This window comes from Rubidibacter lacunae KORDI 51-2 (assembly GCF_000473895.1).
GTDB lineage: Bacteria > Cyanobacteriota > Cyanobacteriia > Cyanobacteriales > Rubidibacteraceae > Rubidibacter > Rubidibacter lacunae.
In genome coordinates this window covers 100,112-116,302 of sequence record NZ_ASSJ01000001.1, presented here as the reverse complement: position 1 = coordinate 116,302, position 16,191 = coordinate 100,112, and the positions used below count along the sequence as shown (strand labels likewise).

The window sequence follows — 16,191 nt, the reverse complement described above, 5'->3', positions numbered from 1 at the left end:
GGTGCTGCGGGGGATGCTGCAATCTAACTCGAACCGCAATCTGGGGGATTTAGTATCGGGGATTCTGAAGCAAGCCGGGGGTGCAACCGCATGCCAGCACGGAGGCTCCCGACTGTGCGGGAAAGGGTTAGTCAAACAGTTGCCAGGGGTTGCGGGAACCGAAGGGGTTAGCTCTCGCCGTTGGTCCACATCACATGCCGCTGGTCCACAACACATAAGGTGTATTGTGAGAGATTGTACCGACTGACGAGCGATCGGGCTGATGGCGATCGGCAAGTACGGCGCGCGCTTGTGCGCGAGCCTGGTAGCAGAACTAAGACCCCCACAGTTGCTCGCCAGCACGATCGCCGGGGGGCTGAGCGGCCTGGCAGCAATCGTGCCAGCACTTGCCCTGGCAGCTGATTTGTTCGGTGGACCTTTGGAGCCGCTGCTACCGCTGGGCGTCCTGTTGGTGTTCTTCAGTACGGCCATTGCCCGCACGGCGATCGCCCTCGGCAGCCAGTGGGCGGGTGCGATCGCGGTCGTGCGGCCGGAGCAAGTGGTTTTGCTCGGTGCGGTTGCCAGCGCGACCTACAGACAGCTGTCGGTCGCCCCTGAGGGGGCAGATGCCGTATCAACAGTAGCGGGTGCAATTGCCCTGGCATCGGTAGCAAGTGGTGCGGTTGCCTTGGCAGTAGGTCTCGGCAAGGTTGGGAGTTTAGCGCGCTACGTGCCCTCACCGCCGATCGGTGGGTTGTTCGCCGGTCTCGGCTGGCTATTGGTGCGGGCAGGCGTTTTGGTGGCAACCGGTCTGCCATTGCGTTGGGACGGACTCGGCGAGCTACTTCAGGCCCCAGCGATCTGGCAGTGGTTGACTGCGTTGTTATTTGCTCTCGCAGTTCTGGAGTCGAGTCGATTCCGCCACCGCAAGTTGGCAATTGGACTCGGCGCACTTATCGGAACCGGGCTGTTTTACTTGCTACTACTGCTCTTACAAGTGCCTGTGAGCGAGGCACGGGCGGTTGGTTGGCTGCTGGGTCCATTTGCTACCGACGATGCCAATGGAGTTGGCACGCTGCTATTGCCGCTCTCCCGCTGGCAGCGCTTCAACTGGGAAGCGCTGGCAACGCCTGAAAACGCAATACTCGTCCTTGCACTGGCAGGGATAAGCGTGTTGGCAGTTGCGATCGCCCTCGACGAATTAAACCTGGCGGCCGGCCGGGACCTCGATCTTGACGTCGAGTTGCGGGTAGCGGGCTGCGCGAGCCTGCTGGCAGGGCTCGGCACGGGTGGAACGGGCGTCCATGGAGCCGATGAGTCGTTAGAAGCGCGGCAGTATGGCGGCCGCGGGCGGCTAACGGGCATACTCTCTGGGCTGGTGTTGGCGATCGCGGCAACGCAGCTGCCGAGCATTTTGTCGGTCTGCCCGCGGCCGATTGTCGGCGGATTGTCGATCCTGTTAGGAATTGAAATTCTCGAGCACTGGCTGATCGCAACGCGGGCGCGGTTGTTGCCAGGTGACTACGCGCTGCAATTGGCAATCGCCCTAGCTATTGTCGTATTCGGATTTCCTACCGGTGCGGCACTCGGACTCGTCATGACCGTCGTCGCGAGCGCCGCGCGCGCGCGCCATCGCGATCGACTGGAAGCGCAACAATTCGGTCCCAGCGATGCCAGTGTTGTGCTGCGACCGCCACACCAACGGACACTCTTACGGACGCGCGCCGATTGCATCTATGCAGCCGAGCTGCGCGGTTATCTGTTTCCCGGCACGGTATACGCAGTGCTCGAGCATTTGTACGAACGGGAACGAGCGCCCGATCGCGAGCCGCTAGCGTACGCGATCGTGGATTTTCGGGCGGCGATCGAGTTCGACTCGGCCGCCGTGCGCTACTGTCGGGAGCTACAGCACTTAGCAGCACGCCGGAACTGGACGGCAATTGTCTCCGGATTATCGCCCGCAGGTCAATACATCCTGCGGAAAAACGGCTGTCACCTCGTCGATGCAGTTGAAACAGTTGGTGCAGTCGATGCAGAGTCAGAGGCAATGCTGCTCTTTCCCGACCTTGCTCAAGCGGTGGGCTGGTGTGAAAACGAGTTGCTGATGGCAGCCCCACCGCAGGAGCGACGTTTCTTACCTCTGGCCGAGCAACTCAAACAGCGCTTCGCCGATGACGACAATGCCATGCGCTTCATGGGTTATCTGGAGCCGATGCGACTGACTGCTGGCGATCGCCTGTTCCGTAGGGGCGAGGAAACAACCGGTCTGTATTTCCTGGAAACGGGTCGTATCAGCTTGCAAGTGGCCGAGGCCGACGATCGCTGGCGGATCGTCTGCGTGTACGAGCCGGGAACGCTGTTCGGTGCGAACGACCTTTACCGCGCGCAATCTCACAGTACAGATGCCGTAGCGGAGCGAGATAGTCGCCTGTACCGCCTGACAATGCGGGCCTTATCCCGGATGGAAGCTCTCGACCCAGAGCTGGCACTGACCTGCCATCGATTTGTCTTGAGTTGGGCAGTCGCACTCCCGTCAGATCCGCCTACTCGCCTTTGAGTGCCTCCCCGCGGGTTCTGTCCGGTGCCGCTGTCAATCGATCCCCCAACGTTTTGGGCTACACTGCGATCGCTAACGGGCACGGGAGGCTTGAAGAGTGATAGTTCGCAGCACCACCGTTTGGGCGATCGCGTTTACGAGTGTATTGTCGTTTCCAGTCCCTGCGGAGGCTGAGTCGGCAGAATCCGAGAGGGTTGTCGACATCGAGCTCGTTGCTAAGCGTTCGGCAGCCGGTCAATTGCCCGTTCCGGGTACGGCTGCAACGACAATCACACCCCTAGCCCTGGACGTAGACCCCATTGAGGTTGCCCGAGGCGGCGTTCGGGGGAGGCGGCAACGACTGGTAAGACGCGGCGTTCGCAACCCCAGTTACATTGGGCTGGGCGGTCACATCGGATTGAGCGGCGATGCCTCACTAGGAGCTGAAGGCGGCTTTGCACTCAATAGCCGCATTCGCATTCAGCCAACGCCCGTATCGATTCGACCGGCGATCGTCATCGGCAGTCGCACCGCAGTCCTCGTCCCCGTCACGGTGGATTTTCCCATTGTTGGCAAGTCATTTCGTCAGAATGAGGCCGTCACGCCCTTCTTGGGCGGCGGCTTGGCCTTCACCACAGAAACGGATGAAGACGACGGCGATATCGGTTTCTTGTTCACGAGTGGACTAGACGTCCCGCTGCCGTCGCGCCTAACGGCAAATGCAACGCTCAGCGTAGGCTTCCTCGACGACGACCCCTCGGTCGGACTCACGCTTGGAATCGGGTATAACTTCCCGAATTTTTAGAACCCGTTGACACTGACCCGTTTTCTACCTGGGTTGGCGGTCGGACTAGAGATCGAACTCTTTCGACGGTGCAGTTGCTAAAAAGACCATTAGAACTCGGTTTGGCTCTCGAATTACAGCTTCGTTCCAATGCCATGTTACATAAGGGTCATGTGCGCGCCTAGTATTTTCTGGACAAATACTAGGCGCGGGGGCTGGGAGGGAAAACCGGGACGTGTAATCGGAGCTAAGCTGCGTCAAACTGGTTCTGTCCGGACTCGCTTCCAGCGACCAAGAAAATGATCAGTACAATTGTGCCGACCAGGGGAATAAAGCCAATCAAGATCCACCAGCCGCTGCGCCCCGTGTCGTGCAACCGCCTGACCGTGGCTGCGATACCGGGAACCAAAACAGCTAGCGCATAGATAGCACCGAGCACACCAAAACCCGAACCTTCCCCGGCCAAACCCAACACCATATCGATGATGCCAAGCCCGAAAGAAATCAAGAAGTTGAAAAGGACGAAGTACCAATATTCCTTACGGCGAGCTCGTCCGCTAAACACCGCATATTTCCGCAGAGCAGTCAAGTAATATTCCAAGGTTCCTCCTATTCGTGCCGATAACTTAGTTGCGCTATGCGAGTGAAGCTGCGAGGAACGTTGCGTTTCCCTAACCCAGTCAATGCAATAGCAAGCCCATGACGCTCGTTCAAGGCAATTGCCGTTCGTGACAATATTTGTTGCCTTGAGGTCGCACGAAACGTTGCTTTTCTAAGCTGCGTCTTTTCAAAAGCACGCCTCTCTTGCCAACAGTGTTAGTTGAGAGCTTCACGCACGACGGTATTGTAGACCAATCCTCGGACCCTCGCACCGGCCATGGGATCTCCTTGCAAACGCTTGCGATCCTCTCTGTCAGGGAATCGCATCGTCTTGAAGGGTATCTGTAATTAGAACAGTTCGTAACAGACTTATCTTTAAATGTTCGTATAGTAGACGAGGGTGCCAGGCGTCAGAGTAGTTCGGGCAAACGCATACTCGAATCTCGGCTCGGTTTTCTAAATATAAGCGGCTCAATCCGGGTTTGTTGAGAACAGAAAGCTGAGTTCTGGTGCCCCCATCGCCGAAACTACTGTTCTATCGTGAAGTCGAAACTGGTATGCGTTTGCCATGACAAAGTAGTCTGCCGCAGGATGCAAATGGGAGTGGTCTGGCGGTAAAAATCGACCTGCGATCGGGCTGAAAAACCGATCGGGTGCCCTGTCTAGGGTACGGGTTTAAATTCTTACGAAGAACGGTGCGGGTCGGCTCCGTCCCGTTACTCCTCATCGATAATCGTGTTGCGATCGAGCAGCACGAGGTCGCGCAACTGCTCGGTATCGAGTTCGGTCAGCCAGTCTTCCCCGTCGCCCACAGTTTGCTCGGCAAGATGTTTCTTGCTCTCGATAATGTCGTCGATGCGCTCTTCAAGCGTGCCCGTACACACGAATTTGTGCACCAACACGTTACGCTTTTGCCCGATGCGAAACGCGCGGTCGGTTGCCTGATTTTCCACGGCCGGGTTCCACCAACGATCGACGTGAAATACGTGATTAGCGCGCGTTAAGTTTAGCCCCGTTCCGCCAGCTTTCAAAGACAGAATAAAAATACGCGGTCCCGACGGATCGTTTTGGAAGCGCTCGACCATCTCTTCGCGGCGATCGCGTCGCGTTGCGCCATACAGAAACATCGCTTCGGTATTGAGCTGCTTTTCCAAAAACGGCTTGAGTAATTTACCCCACTCCGAAAACTGCGTGAATATGAGGGCGCGATCGCCCTCGGCAACGATCTCCTCTAGCATCTCAGTCAAGCGCAATAGTTTGCCCGAGCGCTGCGGTTTCTCGATCGCCGCCTCCTTCAAAAAATGTGCGGGATGGTTGCATAACTGCTTGAGCTTCATCAGCAGTGCCAGAATCTTGCCGCGTCGTTCGATTCCTTTGGCGCGGTCGATTTCATCCATTGCCGTATCCACCAGCGTCTGGTATAGCGTGGCCTGTTCGACCGACAGCCCGCAATAAACGTTGGCTTCTTCTTTTTCGGGTAAGTCGGCAATGATGCTCTTGTCGGTTTTGACTCGGCGCAAAATAAACGGCTGCACGAGCGATCGTAAGATCTGCAGCGAATCGCGATCGCCGTACTTCTCGATCGGACGAGCAAAGCGTTTCTGGAAAAACTGTAGCGAGCCGAGATAGCCGGGATTGAGAAAATCGAGAATCGACCACAGCTCGGACAAGCGGTTTTCAATAGGGGTGCCTGTCAAGGCTATGCGGAAGTCTGCGTCCACTTGCCGAACTGCTTGGGATTGTTTCGAGAGCGGGTTTTTAATATTTTGCGCCTCATCGAGGATCGTCCCGCGCCATCGGATTTTCTGAATCGTTTTTGCATCCCGCTGGGCAATCGCGTAGCTCGTCAGAACGAGATCCTGGGAACGCGCTGCCTTGATAAAAGCTTGACCTTTACTGCGCTTGTCACCGTGGTGAACGAGCGTGCGCAGACTCGGAGCAAAACGCCGTGCTTCCCGTTGCCAGTTTCCCAACACTGACGTGGGACAAATTAACAGCGTTGGTCTGTCGAGACCGTCATTCTCTTGCAAGTGAAGAAGAAATGCCAGTGCCTGAATTGACTTGCCCAAACCCATATCATCAGCCAAGCACGCACCCAAGCCCCACTCTTCCAAAAACGTCAGCCAGCTGACGCCTCGGGCTTGATAGGGTCGGAGCGTCCCGCGAAGTGCACTCGGCGGTGCAATTTCATCGAGTGCCTTGCTGTCGCCAAGATTGTCGAATAAACGCTGTAGGGCACCCGAGGCTTCAAAGTCGACGATCGGCAACTTGCCTAATAGCTGTGACTCGCCGCTCCCGTAGCGCAGCGCGTCGGCCAAAGACAGTTGCATATCGCCATTGTGCGATGCCAACATGCTCTGAGCGGCGCGGACGTCCGCCGGCTGTAGTGCCACCCATTCACCATCGACTTCCACCAAAGGCGACTGCATTGCCAACAAGCGCTCGAAATCCGACTTCGACAGGCTGCGATCGCCTACAGCTAGCTCCCAATCGAAGTTCAACGGACTGCCCAACCCCGCGCTGTGGCGCTCGAGCGGCTTACCCGCGCGGATTTTTAATCCCAAACGGCGCTCGCCCGACCCCGGAGCCAGCCCGGGGGGTAAGAGCGTGCTGATGCCGTTGTCTTCAAGCTGCCAAGCCTTCGCGCGCACGAATTCATAGGCCTGAATCGGGTCGAGTCTGCAGGAACAGGGGTGGGCGGCATCCAAGCTGGCAGCTACGGGGGCGTAAATCCGCCCTGCTACGCCCAATCCTTTCAAAAGCACCTCTTGGGGGTGTAGTACGGTGCGATTGCCGATCGTCAGTTCGTCACCGGTATGCTGCCAGATGGTCTCGGCTGGCAGCACTAACTGCTCGTTATCTAGTGCCTGCAGTCCGAAGTGCAACAGCCAATCGCCCTGACCGGCCTGAGGCGGCTCCAGCGTTAAGGCGGCACGAAAGGGATTCTGGGCAGTGACGAGCACCTGCTCGCCAAGATAGCCTTGAACCGGCTGCGTCCAAGTCCCGAGTGCATTGTGGAGGCGCTGGAATGGTTGCGACTCCAGTGCAAATGACCCCGAGGCACGGGTCAGCGAGGGCAGCCAGCGATTGAGGCTGGGATCGCGCACGGGTGGGATGCGGCGCGGCGCGATCGCCCGCGCCCGCGCGTCCACCGCTGCCGAGAGAAAATTCAGCAACAGGTCGAGCGCGTCTATAGGGGCGGGCTCGGTATAGACGCGGCAGGACTCCGGCATCGCGTGGATAAATTGCTGCAGGCGGGCTTGGTCGATCGCGCTGTCGAGGAGTGGTTGCCAACAGCCTTGGGCGAAAAGGTCTGCGCGCGCGCGCACGCCCGGCAGAAACTTGCAGCGCACTAGTAGATCCAAACTCCAGCGATTGACATGGGTCCAAAAACGCAGGTCGCCGCCGAGGTAACCGCGATCCGCGCCTCCGAGCGGCAGCTGGTCCAACAGTTGCAGGGCATGCCCGGGACGCAAGCGAATGCCATCGACCACCCACGGATGCAGCGCGATCGCGCTAGATGTCTCGTTGCCGTTCGTCGCTCCGCGATCGCCGGCCAGTAAGGGCAGTAAGGGCTCGCCATCGGCTGCCACGTAAGTTGGCAGTCCCAGCACGCGCGTTTGCTGCAGCAGCTCGTCGGCAAACAGCTCGGCCAGTGGCAAACCGCGATCGCGCCAGAATGCGTTTAGCTCCCGATAGTCAGCAGCATATGGGTGCTCGAGAGAGGGTGCAGCCTCGTCGGGGTCGTCACCGAGGGCTCGCCAGGTTTCTCCCCAAATAAAGAGATAGCCCGGCTGTTCTTCACAAATCCAGCTCCCGTGTAGCTCGATGGTCATTGCGCGTTGCGTTTGATAGTCAATTTTTCAGTCGAAGGGGTGGCGACTCGGTAGGAGTCAATCGCACGCGGCAGCAGCGAGCGCCAACGGCAAAACCAACCCTCTTTCGGGTCGGAACGCTAGCAGTCGCCGCGCCAGTTCCCCTAACCTAGCGCGCCGCAATCGCGCCTGGTTGGCAGTTGCTGTCGGCCAACCCATGTAACCCATGGCGGGGGAGTGCCCGCGGCGACAGCGAGTACAGCCAAACTGGCAGTTCCCGCGGCGCAGCTCCAATACGCAAGTGCTAGGATTGCCACAGCAAAAGAAACGTGATAAAGACTAGGGACCTCGACACCCATGCAAGAGTTAGAGCGCTCGATCCCCTTCAGCGGTCGGGACATCAAGGTCAAGATCGGCTTGCTAGCGCCGCAGGCAGGCGGATCGGCCATCATCGAGTCGGGCGATACGACCGTGCTAGTAACGGCAACTCGCAGCAGCGCCCGCGAAGGGATCGACTTTTTGCCGCTACTCGTTGATTACGAAGAAAGACTCTACGCCGCCGGTCGCATTCCCGGCGGTTTTTTGCGGCGCGAGGGGCGCCCGCCCGAGAAGGTAACGCTGACGAGCCGCCTGATCGACCGTCCGCTCCGCCCGCTAATTGCCCAGTGGATTCGCGACGATATTCAGATCGTAGCAACTACTTTATCCATGGACGAGCAAGTGCCGCCGGACGTGTTGGCGGTAACGGGAGCATCACTCGCAACTATCCTGGCTGGAATTCCGTTTCAAGGGCCGATGGCGTCCGTACGGGTCGGGCTGGTCGGTGACGACTTCATTATCAACCCCAGCTTTGACGAGATCGCGCGGGGCGACCTCGACTTAGTGGTCGCTGGGTCGCCAGACGGCGTGGTAATGGTCGAAGCCGGTGCCAATCAGTTGCCCGAGCAAGACGTGATCGAAGCGATTGAGTTTGGTTACGAAGCGGCGAGCGATCTGATTCAAGCCCAGCGAGAACTCATGGCTGAGTTAGATCTCGAAATCCCCATTGAGACGCCACCGGCCGTCGCGCCCGAGCTGGAGACATTCATCCGCGATCGCGCCACGGACGATATCGAGCAGGTCCTCAAGCAGTTCGAGCTGAGCAAGCCCGAGCGCGATGCAGCCCTTGACGCCGTCAAGGCAACTGTCGTTGGCGCGATCGCGGAGCTGCCCGAGGATGCGCCAGCTGCCCGAGGAGTTGCTGCTGATGCCAAGGCAATCTCAAAAGTGTTCAAGGGCGTGACCCGTTCGCTGATGCGCCAACAGATCGTCCGCGACAAGGTCCGAGTGGACGGCCGCAGCCTCGACCAAGTCCGTCCGATTAACTGCCGGGTTGGTCTGTTGCCCAAGCGCGTTCACGGTAGCGGTATGTTCCGGCGCGGTCTGACCCAGGTGCTATCGGTTGCCACCCTCGGCACCCCCAGCGACGCCCAGGATCTGGCCGACGAGCTGCATCCCAACGACGAGAAGCGCTACCTGCACCACTACAACTTCCCACCCTACTCGGTGGGCGAAACCAAGCCCATGCGCTCGCCCGGCCGCCGCGAAATCGGACACGGTGCCCTCGCCGAACGCGCGATCGTGCCGGTGTTGCCCCCCAAGGAAGACTTCCCCTACGTGCTGCGGGTCGTTTCTGAGGTGCTATCTTCGAACGGCTCGACCTCAATGGGCTCGGTCTGCGGTTCGACCCTGGCATTAATGGATGCGGGCGTCCCCATCGTCAAGCCAGTTGGCGGTGTGGCGATGGGGTTGATTAAAGAAAGTGAGGAAGTGCGGATCCTCACCGATATCCAAGGCATTGAGGATTTCCTCGGTGACATGGACTTTAAGGTGGCGGGGACCGATGCGGGCATTACAGCGTTGCAGATGGATATGAAGATTACCGGTCTGCCGCTCAATGTCGTCGCCGACGCGATCCGCCAGGCATTGCCCGGTCGCCTGCACATTCTGGAAAAGATGACGGCCGTATTGGCGACACCGCGCCCTGAGATGTCGGAGTTCGCACCGCGCCTTCTGTCGCACAAAATCGACCCCGACCTGATCGGTCTGGTCATCGGGCCCGGCGGGCGCACGATCAAGGGCATCACCGAGCAAACGGGAGCCAAGATCGACATTGAAGATGACGGAACGGTTACCGTGTCGTCTTCAGATTCGGAGGGTGCCAAGCGCGCTCTGAGTATCGTTAAGGGCATGACGCGCAAAGTGACCGAAGGCGATGTTTGTGTAGGACGCGTCACGCGCATCATCCCGATTGGAGCGTTTGTGGAAATTGCCCCGGGCAAAGAGGGCATGATCCACATTTCGCAACTCGCCGACTATCGCGTTGGTAAGGTCGAAGATGAAGTTGCGATCGGCGATGAGGTGGTCGTGAAGGTCCGCGAACTCGACAGCAAGGGCCGCATTAACCTTACGCGTCTCAATATCCACCCAGATGAAGCCGCTGCTGCACGCGAGGCGGCCGCAACCGCTTAGGCTTGTCTTTTGCCCGACCGGTTCGGTCGGGCAAGGCATATCTGAGCTTAGAAGAGCGGGTCACTTACCCCGCTCTCGCTAGAGCGTTCGAGCATTTTGCTATTGCTAAAGCTGGGGGTCGGCAACTGGCGGATATTTGTCCGTAGGAGCAGCCAGGGGCACTTCCTCGACCTCAGGTAGCTTCTCTAACGCCAGCCGGGAGGTCGAACTACTCCCCGACAACCGCTTGAGTAGTTTTGGTCGCGGATCGTGCAGTATATAAACAAGTTCGTCGTCTTGCTGCCACGCTTCTGTCGCTCTTGCGATTTGTAAGCGACCGCTTCGCCGCAGCAGCAGTGGCAGCAACTCGCCAGCCCGAATCAGGGCCTGCAGGTGAGCTTGCTGAAACGACAATCCTTCGCCCCCTAACACCGTGCGACCGAGCTTCATCTGCCCTTCGGTGAGATATTGATTCCAAGTTTTAATCGGCAGTCGCGCGACAAACGCCGAATTGACTTTGGTCTTGACGCCGTTTGCTGCTGTCGGCATACTTTGGGGCAAAACCGCAAATACGCGTGGTGGTTGGAATTCTTCCACTGCTCGCTGTGCTAGCACCGAGTTCACCTCACCATTGCTGGTCATGGCCAGGAATGTGCCGACTGAGCCAATTCCTGCCTCATGCAACACGTCAGCATTGAGCGCGCTGCTTTGAAACACCGGCAGGTTATCGGCTTCAGCCAAGGCACAAGCATCTGGGTCGGTGTCGATCATCACAACCGATTCCCCCTGTTCCTGAAACAGACGTCCGACTAACCGTCCCAGGGGATTACAGCCGACGATGACGGCTCCAGTAGCTTCCTCGGATGTAATCTGCAACCAATTTGCTACCCAACGCGCCGTTAATCCCTGGGCGAACACGGTCATCATAATGGTCAAGAAAACAATGGCTTTCAGCGAGTCGCCGCCGTTGTAGCCGCGTTGAGTCAACAATATTGCGAACAGCGATGCCACCGATGCCGATACGATGCCCTTTGGAGCCACCCATGCAACGAAAAGCTTTTGCCGCCAGTGAAGATTGCTATTAAACGTACACAACCACACGCTCAGCGGCCGAACGAGCAGCATGAGCACGAGCACCGTCAGCACGCTTCCCCAGCCCAGGGCAACGATACTGGCAACCGAAAGATCTGCTGATAGCAGCACGAACAATACCGAAACGCACAGCAACGTCAATTGACCCTTAAAGCGTCGCAGCATGCGCTCTTCGGGCACTGAGAAGTCGCGCAGAACGATGCCCGCAACGACTGTTGTCATCAAACCCGACTCGCTTTGTAGCATCTGTGAGAGTCCGAACAACCCCCAGACACCTGCCAGGACAACGAGGTTCTTAAGGTCCTCAGATAAAAAATTGAGCCGCCGTAGCGCTAACCCCAGCAGACTGCCACCTGCGATGCCCAAACCAATCCCGATTGCCGAGCGCAGTGCCAGCCCGACTAGAACGTCGACGACTGCATCGGCGTTGCTGTTGAGGATCGTATCCAGCACGACCACCGCCAAAATGGCACCAACCGGATCGATCAATACCCCTTCCCCTTCGAGCAGCGTTGCTACCTGTTTGTCGACTGCAACTTGCTTGAGCAGCGGCCCGATCACCGTCGGCCCGGTAACCACCACTAACGACGCATAGAGGAAGGCAAGCTGCCAAGGGAACTCGCCCAACCAGTGCGCTGCCATGCCGCCTCCAGCCAGCGTTAATCCGGTCCCAAGCGTCACCAAATTGCGCAGGCTGCTCGACACGCGGCCGAGGTCGCGGAGGGACAGGTTGAGCCCCCCTTCGAACAAAATGATTGCGACCGACAGCGCCACGAGGGACTCGAGCCCTACACCCAGCTCAGACGGTCGAAGCAGTCCGAGTCCCTCCGATCCAAGCAAGAGTCCGGATAGCAGCAGAAAAACAATGCTCGGTACCTTTAAGGTTTCGCCCAGCACCTGCGCGCCGATCCCGGCGAAGACAGCAATGACAATCTGCAGGGTCAGCGAGAATCCTTCCATGTACCGAGTATGTTAAGTCCTACCTGTCGGGAAGGTGGCAACTTCTGTGAAAGCAACAAACAGAGAGCTCATCCTACAGCCTTTGCAAACTGACAATAGCCATGCAACCATTCGGGAGTGCGCAAATGCTCTGCGAAACTAAAGATGCGGAGCAAACTCCTAACGTTGCAGCTGCTCTGCAGGGTTGGCGAATAAGTCGCTCCAACTTTCCCGTCCTTATACTGCCGCCGTTCGTGCAGCACAAAAGGAACGCTATGCCAGAGCTTTTCAGACGCCTGTATTAGTTCACCCTATATTAGCACTAGTATTTCTGCTTATTGGACTCCTTGAATTCCCTGCAAATCAGCTCAACCGATTGCGAGTAAGGCAGTTTTAAACCCAACTGCATGGGGGCGGCGCAGTGCCCGATAGAATGAGAAGGCTTTGTAGTAGCCCGTCTCCACTGATGGTGCTGCCCCCTCAATCGGGAAGGCGTTAAAAGAGTGATGGGAAGCTCTTGCCAGGGCAGACCATATGGCGCAACGCGCGAGACGTTTGCGGTCTAATGGGTCGCTAAACAGGAATCATGAGTCGTCAAGCATTTGCCTGGGACCGCGCGCGGCAACGGGTGCGCCAGCGACTGGACTGGAGTGAGGGTGCGTGGATTGTTGGATTGTTCATTGCCGCGATCGCGTTAGCCACAGTTAATTTAGGTGGCGTACCGCTGCGTGACTGGGATGAAGGGATCGTGGCGCAGGTGGCGCGTGAAATCTGGATCGCACCCTCCGGATCGCAGCACTGGTTGTTCCCGACGCTTTGGGGCAAGCCTTATCTCAACAAACCCCCGCTCGTCCACAATCTCGTCGCGCTTGCTTACAGATTTGGCGGGTCTGCAACAGCCTGGACGGCACGTTTTCCGGGAGCATTGCTGACAGCTCTGTCAGTGCCGTTGCTGTATGGAGTCGGGTGCGAGCTATTTCCCACAAGACGCCCGGCATTGCTCGCGGCACTAGTCTATCTGACGACGCTGCCCGTGATACGGCACGGTCGTTTGGCAATGCTGGATGGAGCGCTGACCTGCTTTGCCATCCTGACCCTGTGGTGCGTATTGCGATCGCGACGGGACGCACGCTGGAGTTTGGGTATCGGACTGGGGCTGAGTTTGATGGTGCTGACAAAGGGCATCGCTGGCTTGCTCGTCGGCGCGATCCTGGGGGCGTTCGTGCTGTGGGATACGCCTCGATTATTCCTCAGTTTGTCGTTCTGGTGCGGGCTTACGCTTGGTAGCGCACCTGCGATCGCATGGTACGCAGCTCAGTGGTCGCGCTACGCCGAGACGTTTGCAGAAACCGCACTCTGGGCGCAGTCAGCCGAACGCATCTGGTCAACAGTGGACGAACATGCCGAACCACCTTGGTTTTATCTGCTGCAGATGCTGCGTTCGTTGCCGTGGTTGGTAGTGGCAGCATGGGGACTGAATCTGGCGGGGCGGGAGCACCCGTGGAGTTGGGCGCGGCTAGTCATGGTGTGGTGCGGGCTCTACTTCACAGCAGTTACATTGATGTCCACAAAATTGTACTGGTACGTGCTGCCGATCTATCCTGGGCTAGCTTTAGCAGCTGGAGCGGCACTCGCGGACCTCGAGTGCCGCCCGGCAGCCCAACCTTATCCCAAGTTCTGGGCGCTAGGGGCAGCAGGATTGAGTTTAACGGCCGCAGTTTACGGTCTACACCTAGTGCAAACCAACAACAATGGCATTACCGGGGTTGTTATCGCCGTGGCGTGTCTGGCACTGACACAAGGGATGTCGGCATTATTGCTCTGGCGTCGCGATCCGCAATTTATTGCCATACTCTTTTGGGGTACTTACGTGTCGTTATTCGTCTTTTTTTCTACCCCAGCTTGGTTGTGGGAGTTAGAGGAAGCGTTCCCGGTGCTTCCCGTTGCCGCAGAGATCCACAATCTACCTGTATCGGAGCCCGTGTACATTGCGCCGAAGGAACGACCGTCGCTCAGTTTCTACAGCGGCCGTCGAGTGATGCCAGTATCGGCGGATAACGCTTGCGAACGCTGGCATGCAGCCGAGGCCGGCTCGCATTTCCTACTCGATCCGGAAACCTTGGCTGCCTTGCAGTTCGAGTCCCTGCCCGGTCGGGAGATTGGACCCAAGCTAGTCATGGTGAGAAAACTGTCCGCGGTAGAAGACGCATCAATTCCCGTAGCTCAATGTCAGCCGGGCTAGGGTCAACAGAATATCCGCACCTCGAACCCACACGCACCAAACGCGGCACTCCTAGGACTGGAGTGCCGCGAAGCAGCCATCTCAAGCCGGCACACGATCTCACTATCGTTTGCCTGCCAATATCCTTCAAACCTTTAAATCAAATCGGCAGGGTAGACCCCTTGGGGTAGTCGAAAATTTATTCCTCGTCGTCACCCGCCCCAACTTGTTTGAGGTGGATGTGCTTGCGACCAAGTGTAATCTCGAACTCGTCGCCTGGGTTAAGACTCATCTTTTTCGTATACGCCGAGCCGATAAGCAAATTGCCATTCGACTGCACGCTGATGCGATAGCTGGCCGAACGACCTCCACGTCCGTGTCCGTTGCCACTACTGTCGAGTTCGACTCCCTTGGCTTCAATCAGCGCGTTGTAGAACTTCATCATGTTCACGCGCTCGACGTTATTCTTTGTGACGGTGTAGTAACCGCACTCTCGAGCCTTCTCCACTTTACTGAGGTCGCCGAGCTCGTCGACTTTCTTGAGTAACTCTTCGCCGGTCAGCAGCTCGATTTTTTTCTTTTTGGTAGCCATCAATTGAAACTCGCTAAGTAACGAACGAGGGTGACAGAGAGAATCGCTCGACTCCGGGTATGCGGTCGCCCGCAATTCACCTGTTGGTTGACTTCTTAAAACTATAGTACATTCAACGGCGAAAAGCGATCGCAACATGCAACCGAATTAACTACTAGCTGTCCGAGAAAATCGCGACATTCCCACCGTTTGCGTAATTGAGAAGCTGTCACACGATCGCGTGCAACTACTATTTCCCCGACGGTGCGGCGATCGCCGGGCAACCGCTCAATCGATACGCCTATTGTCAAACGATTCTACCGCCCGAATGCCCGGAGATGCCTTGCTAGACGGACGATGGATGCGCGCGTTCCCAATTATTTAGGCAATAGTGCTCTGAAAGTTTAATGAACTGACCTCGAGAATACCCAATGATTGGAATCGCCCTCTTGGCAAGGGTTTTGACGCGCAAGAGAAGCAGCCCAACGCGTCATTATAAATGCTTGTACGGCGATATCAGACCGGGCACCGACCATTTTAGGTTAGGGGGTTTTACAGTAAAGAAGTTTGAGAGAAGCCCCGATTGGCTCGGCATCGATTCCGATACCGCTTTGGTACATGAAACTGACTACGCGCGGACATTACAGCGTCAAGGCGCTGCTCGATCTAAGCTTGCAAGTTGATGGCACTCCAGTTTCGGTGAAGGCGATCGCCAGCCGGCAGGATTTGCCCGCTCCGTATCTGGAAAAGCTGCTAATCGAGTTGCGTCAAGCAGGGATAGTCCGCTCGATCCGTGGCGCCCGCGGCGGCTATCAACTGGCGCGATCGCCTGCCGAGATTTCTGTGGGTGAAATTTTCGAAGCCGTTGGCGAGACGGTCGAGCCGTTGCCACGACACGAGCCAGCATCCTCGCATGCAGAAGACTGGGTGACATTAAGTTTGTGGCGACAATTACATCGCAAGCTGCACGAAGCTTTGCATGGCGTGAGTTTGGCAGATCTGTATTACGATGCTCGGAGCTGGCAAGCTGCACAGGGTGAAGAAACGAATTTTGTGATCTAGAAATGTCGGATGTTGGAACGGCAGCGAGTTGAGCGACTGTACGGGTCTTCTCTCCTGTTTCGAATCGTCCGATCGGTTATACGCTTACGCAGTTCAATTGTG

At 57.4% G+C, this 16,191-nt stretch carries 10 protein-coding genes; 6 read left to right on the top strand and 4 right to left on the bottom strand.

Annotated elements, in window-relative coordinates; translation table 11 throughout:
• Nucleotides 1-262 precede the first annotated feature (262 nt).
• Nucleotides 263-2,536 carry a cyclic nucleotide-binding domain-containing protein gene (locus KR51_RS00400; RefSeq protein ID WP_022603736.1) on the top strand — a complete coding sequence of 758 codons (2,274 nt, stop codon included), beginning with the start codon at nucleotides 263-265 and terminating at the stop codon, nucleotides 2,534-2,536.
• A gap of 97 nt (nucleotides 2,537-2,633) precedes the next feature.
• Complete coding sequence (locus KR51_RS17090; RefSeq protein WP_022603734.1) at nucleotides 2,634-3,320, top strand: hypothetical protein; 687 nt, start codon at nucleotides 2,634-2,636, stop codon at nucleotides 3,318-3,320.
• A 226-nt stretch (nucleotides 3,321-3,546) separates the two neighbouring features.
• Here the strand turns inward: KR51_RS17090 and KR51_RS00390 are convergent, their stop codons facing one another.
• A complete protein-coding gene (locus KR51_RS00390; RefSeq protein WP_022603733.1) occupies nucleotides 3,547-3,900 on the bottom strand; it encodes a DUF805 domain-containing protein in 354 nt (117 codons plus the stop codon).
• 715 nt (nucleotides 3,901-4,615) lie between these two features.
• The gene (locus KR51_RS00385) at nucleotides 4,616-7,735 is read right to left on the bottom strand and encodes a DEAD/DEAH box helicase (RefSeq protein ID WP_022603732.1); all 3,120 of its coding nucleotides are present in this window, start codon (nucleotides 7,733-7,735) and stop codon (nucleotides 4,616-4,618) included.
• A 336-nt stretch (nucleotides 7,736-8,071) separates the two neighbouring features.
• Between KR51_RS00385 and KR51_RS00380 the strand changes: the two genes are divergently transcribed.
• A complete protein-coding gene (locus KR51_RS00380) occupies nucleotides 8,072-10,225 on the top strand; it encodes a polyribonucleotide nucleotidyltransferase (RefSeq protein WP_022603731.1) in 2,154 nt (717 codons plus the stop codon).
• A 105-nt stretch (nucleotides 10,226-10,330) separates the two neighbouring features.
• Here the strand turns inward: KR51_RS00380 and KR51_RS00375 are convergent, their stop codons facing one another.
• Complete coding sequence (locus KR51_RS00375; protein ID WP_022603730.1) at nucleotides 10,331-12,256, bottom strand: cation:proton antiporter; 1,926 nt, start codon at nucleotides 12,254-12,256, stop codon at nucleotides 10,331-10,333.
• A 565-nt stretch (nucleotides 12,257-12,821) separates the two neighbouring features.
• Between KR51_RS00375 and KR51_RS00370 the strand changes: the two genes are divergently transcribed.
• Entirely contained in the window at nucleotides 12,822-14,477 is a 1,656-nt protein-coding gene (locus tag KR51_RS00370) for an ArnT family glycosyltransferase (RefSeq protein ID WP_022603727.1), read from the top strand.
• Nucleotides 14,478-14,655: 178 nt separating this feature from the next.
• Here KR51_RS00370 and KR51_RS00365 read toward each other — a convergent pair whose 3' ends face one another.
• Entirely contained in the window at nucleotides 14,656-15,048 is a 393-nt protein-coding gene (locus tag KR51_RS00365; RefSeq protein WP_022603725.1) for an AbrB family transcriptional regulator, read from the bottom strand.
• Nucleotides 15,049-15,245: 197 nt separating this feature from the next.
• Between KR51_RS00365 and KR51_RS20835 the strand changes: the two genes are divergently transcribed.
• Entirely contained in the window at nucleotides 15,246-15,377 is a 132-nt protein-coding gene (locus KR51_RS20835) for a hypothetical protein (protein WP_269634851.1), read from the top strand.
• A gap of 268 nt (nucleotides 15,378-15,645) precedes the next feature.
• Nucleotides 15,646-16,089 (top strand): Rrf2 family transcriptional regulator, encoded by a 444-nt coding sequence (locus tag KR51_RS00360; RefSeq protein WP_022603724.1) that lies wholly within the window; start codon nucleotides 15,646-15,648, stop codon nucleotides 16,087-16,089.
• The last annotated feature ends 102 nt before the right edge of the window (nucleotides 16,090-16,191 follow it).

What these genes read in the sequence shown, in the direction of transcription:
- KR51_RS00370 (WP_022603727.1), top strand. Translation starts at nt 12,822, where the DNA reads ATGAGTCGTCAAGCATTTGCCTGGGACCGCGCGCGGCAACGGGTGCGC.
- KR51_RS00365 (WP_022603725.1), bottom strand. Translation starts at nt 15,048, where the DNA reads ATGGCTACCAAAAAGAAAAAAATCGAGCTGCTGACCGGCGAAGAGTTA.
- KR51_RS00375 (WP_022603730.1), bottom strand. Translation starts at nt 12,256, where the DNA reads ATGGAAGGATTCTCGCTGACCCTGCAGATTGTCATTGCTGTCTTCGCC.
- KR51_RS00380 (WP_022603731.1), top strand. Translation starts at nt 8,072, where the DNA reads ATGCAAGAGTTAGAGCGCTCGATCCCCTTCAGCGGTCGGGACATCAAG.
- KR51_RS00400 (WP_022603736.1), top strand. Translation starts at nt 263, where the DNA reads ATGGCGATCGGCAAGTACGGCGCGCGCTTGTGCGCGAGCCTGGTAGCA.
- KR51_RS00385 (WP_022603732.1), bottom strand. Translation starts at nt 7,735, where the DNA reads ATGACCATCGAGCTACACGGGAGCTGGATTTGTGAAGAACAGCCGGGC.
- KR51_RS00360 (WP_022603724.1), top strand. Translation starts at nt 15,646, where the DNA reads ATGAAACTGACTACGCGCGGACATTACAGCGTCAAGGCGCTGCTCGAT.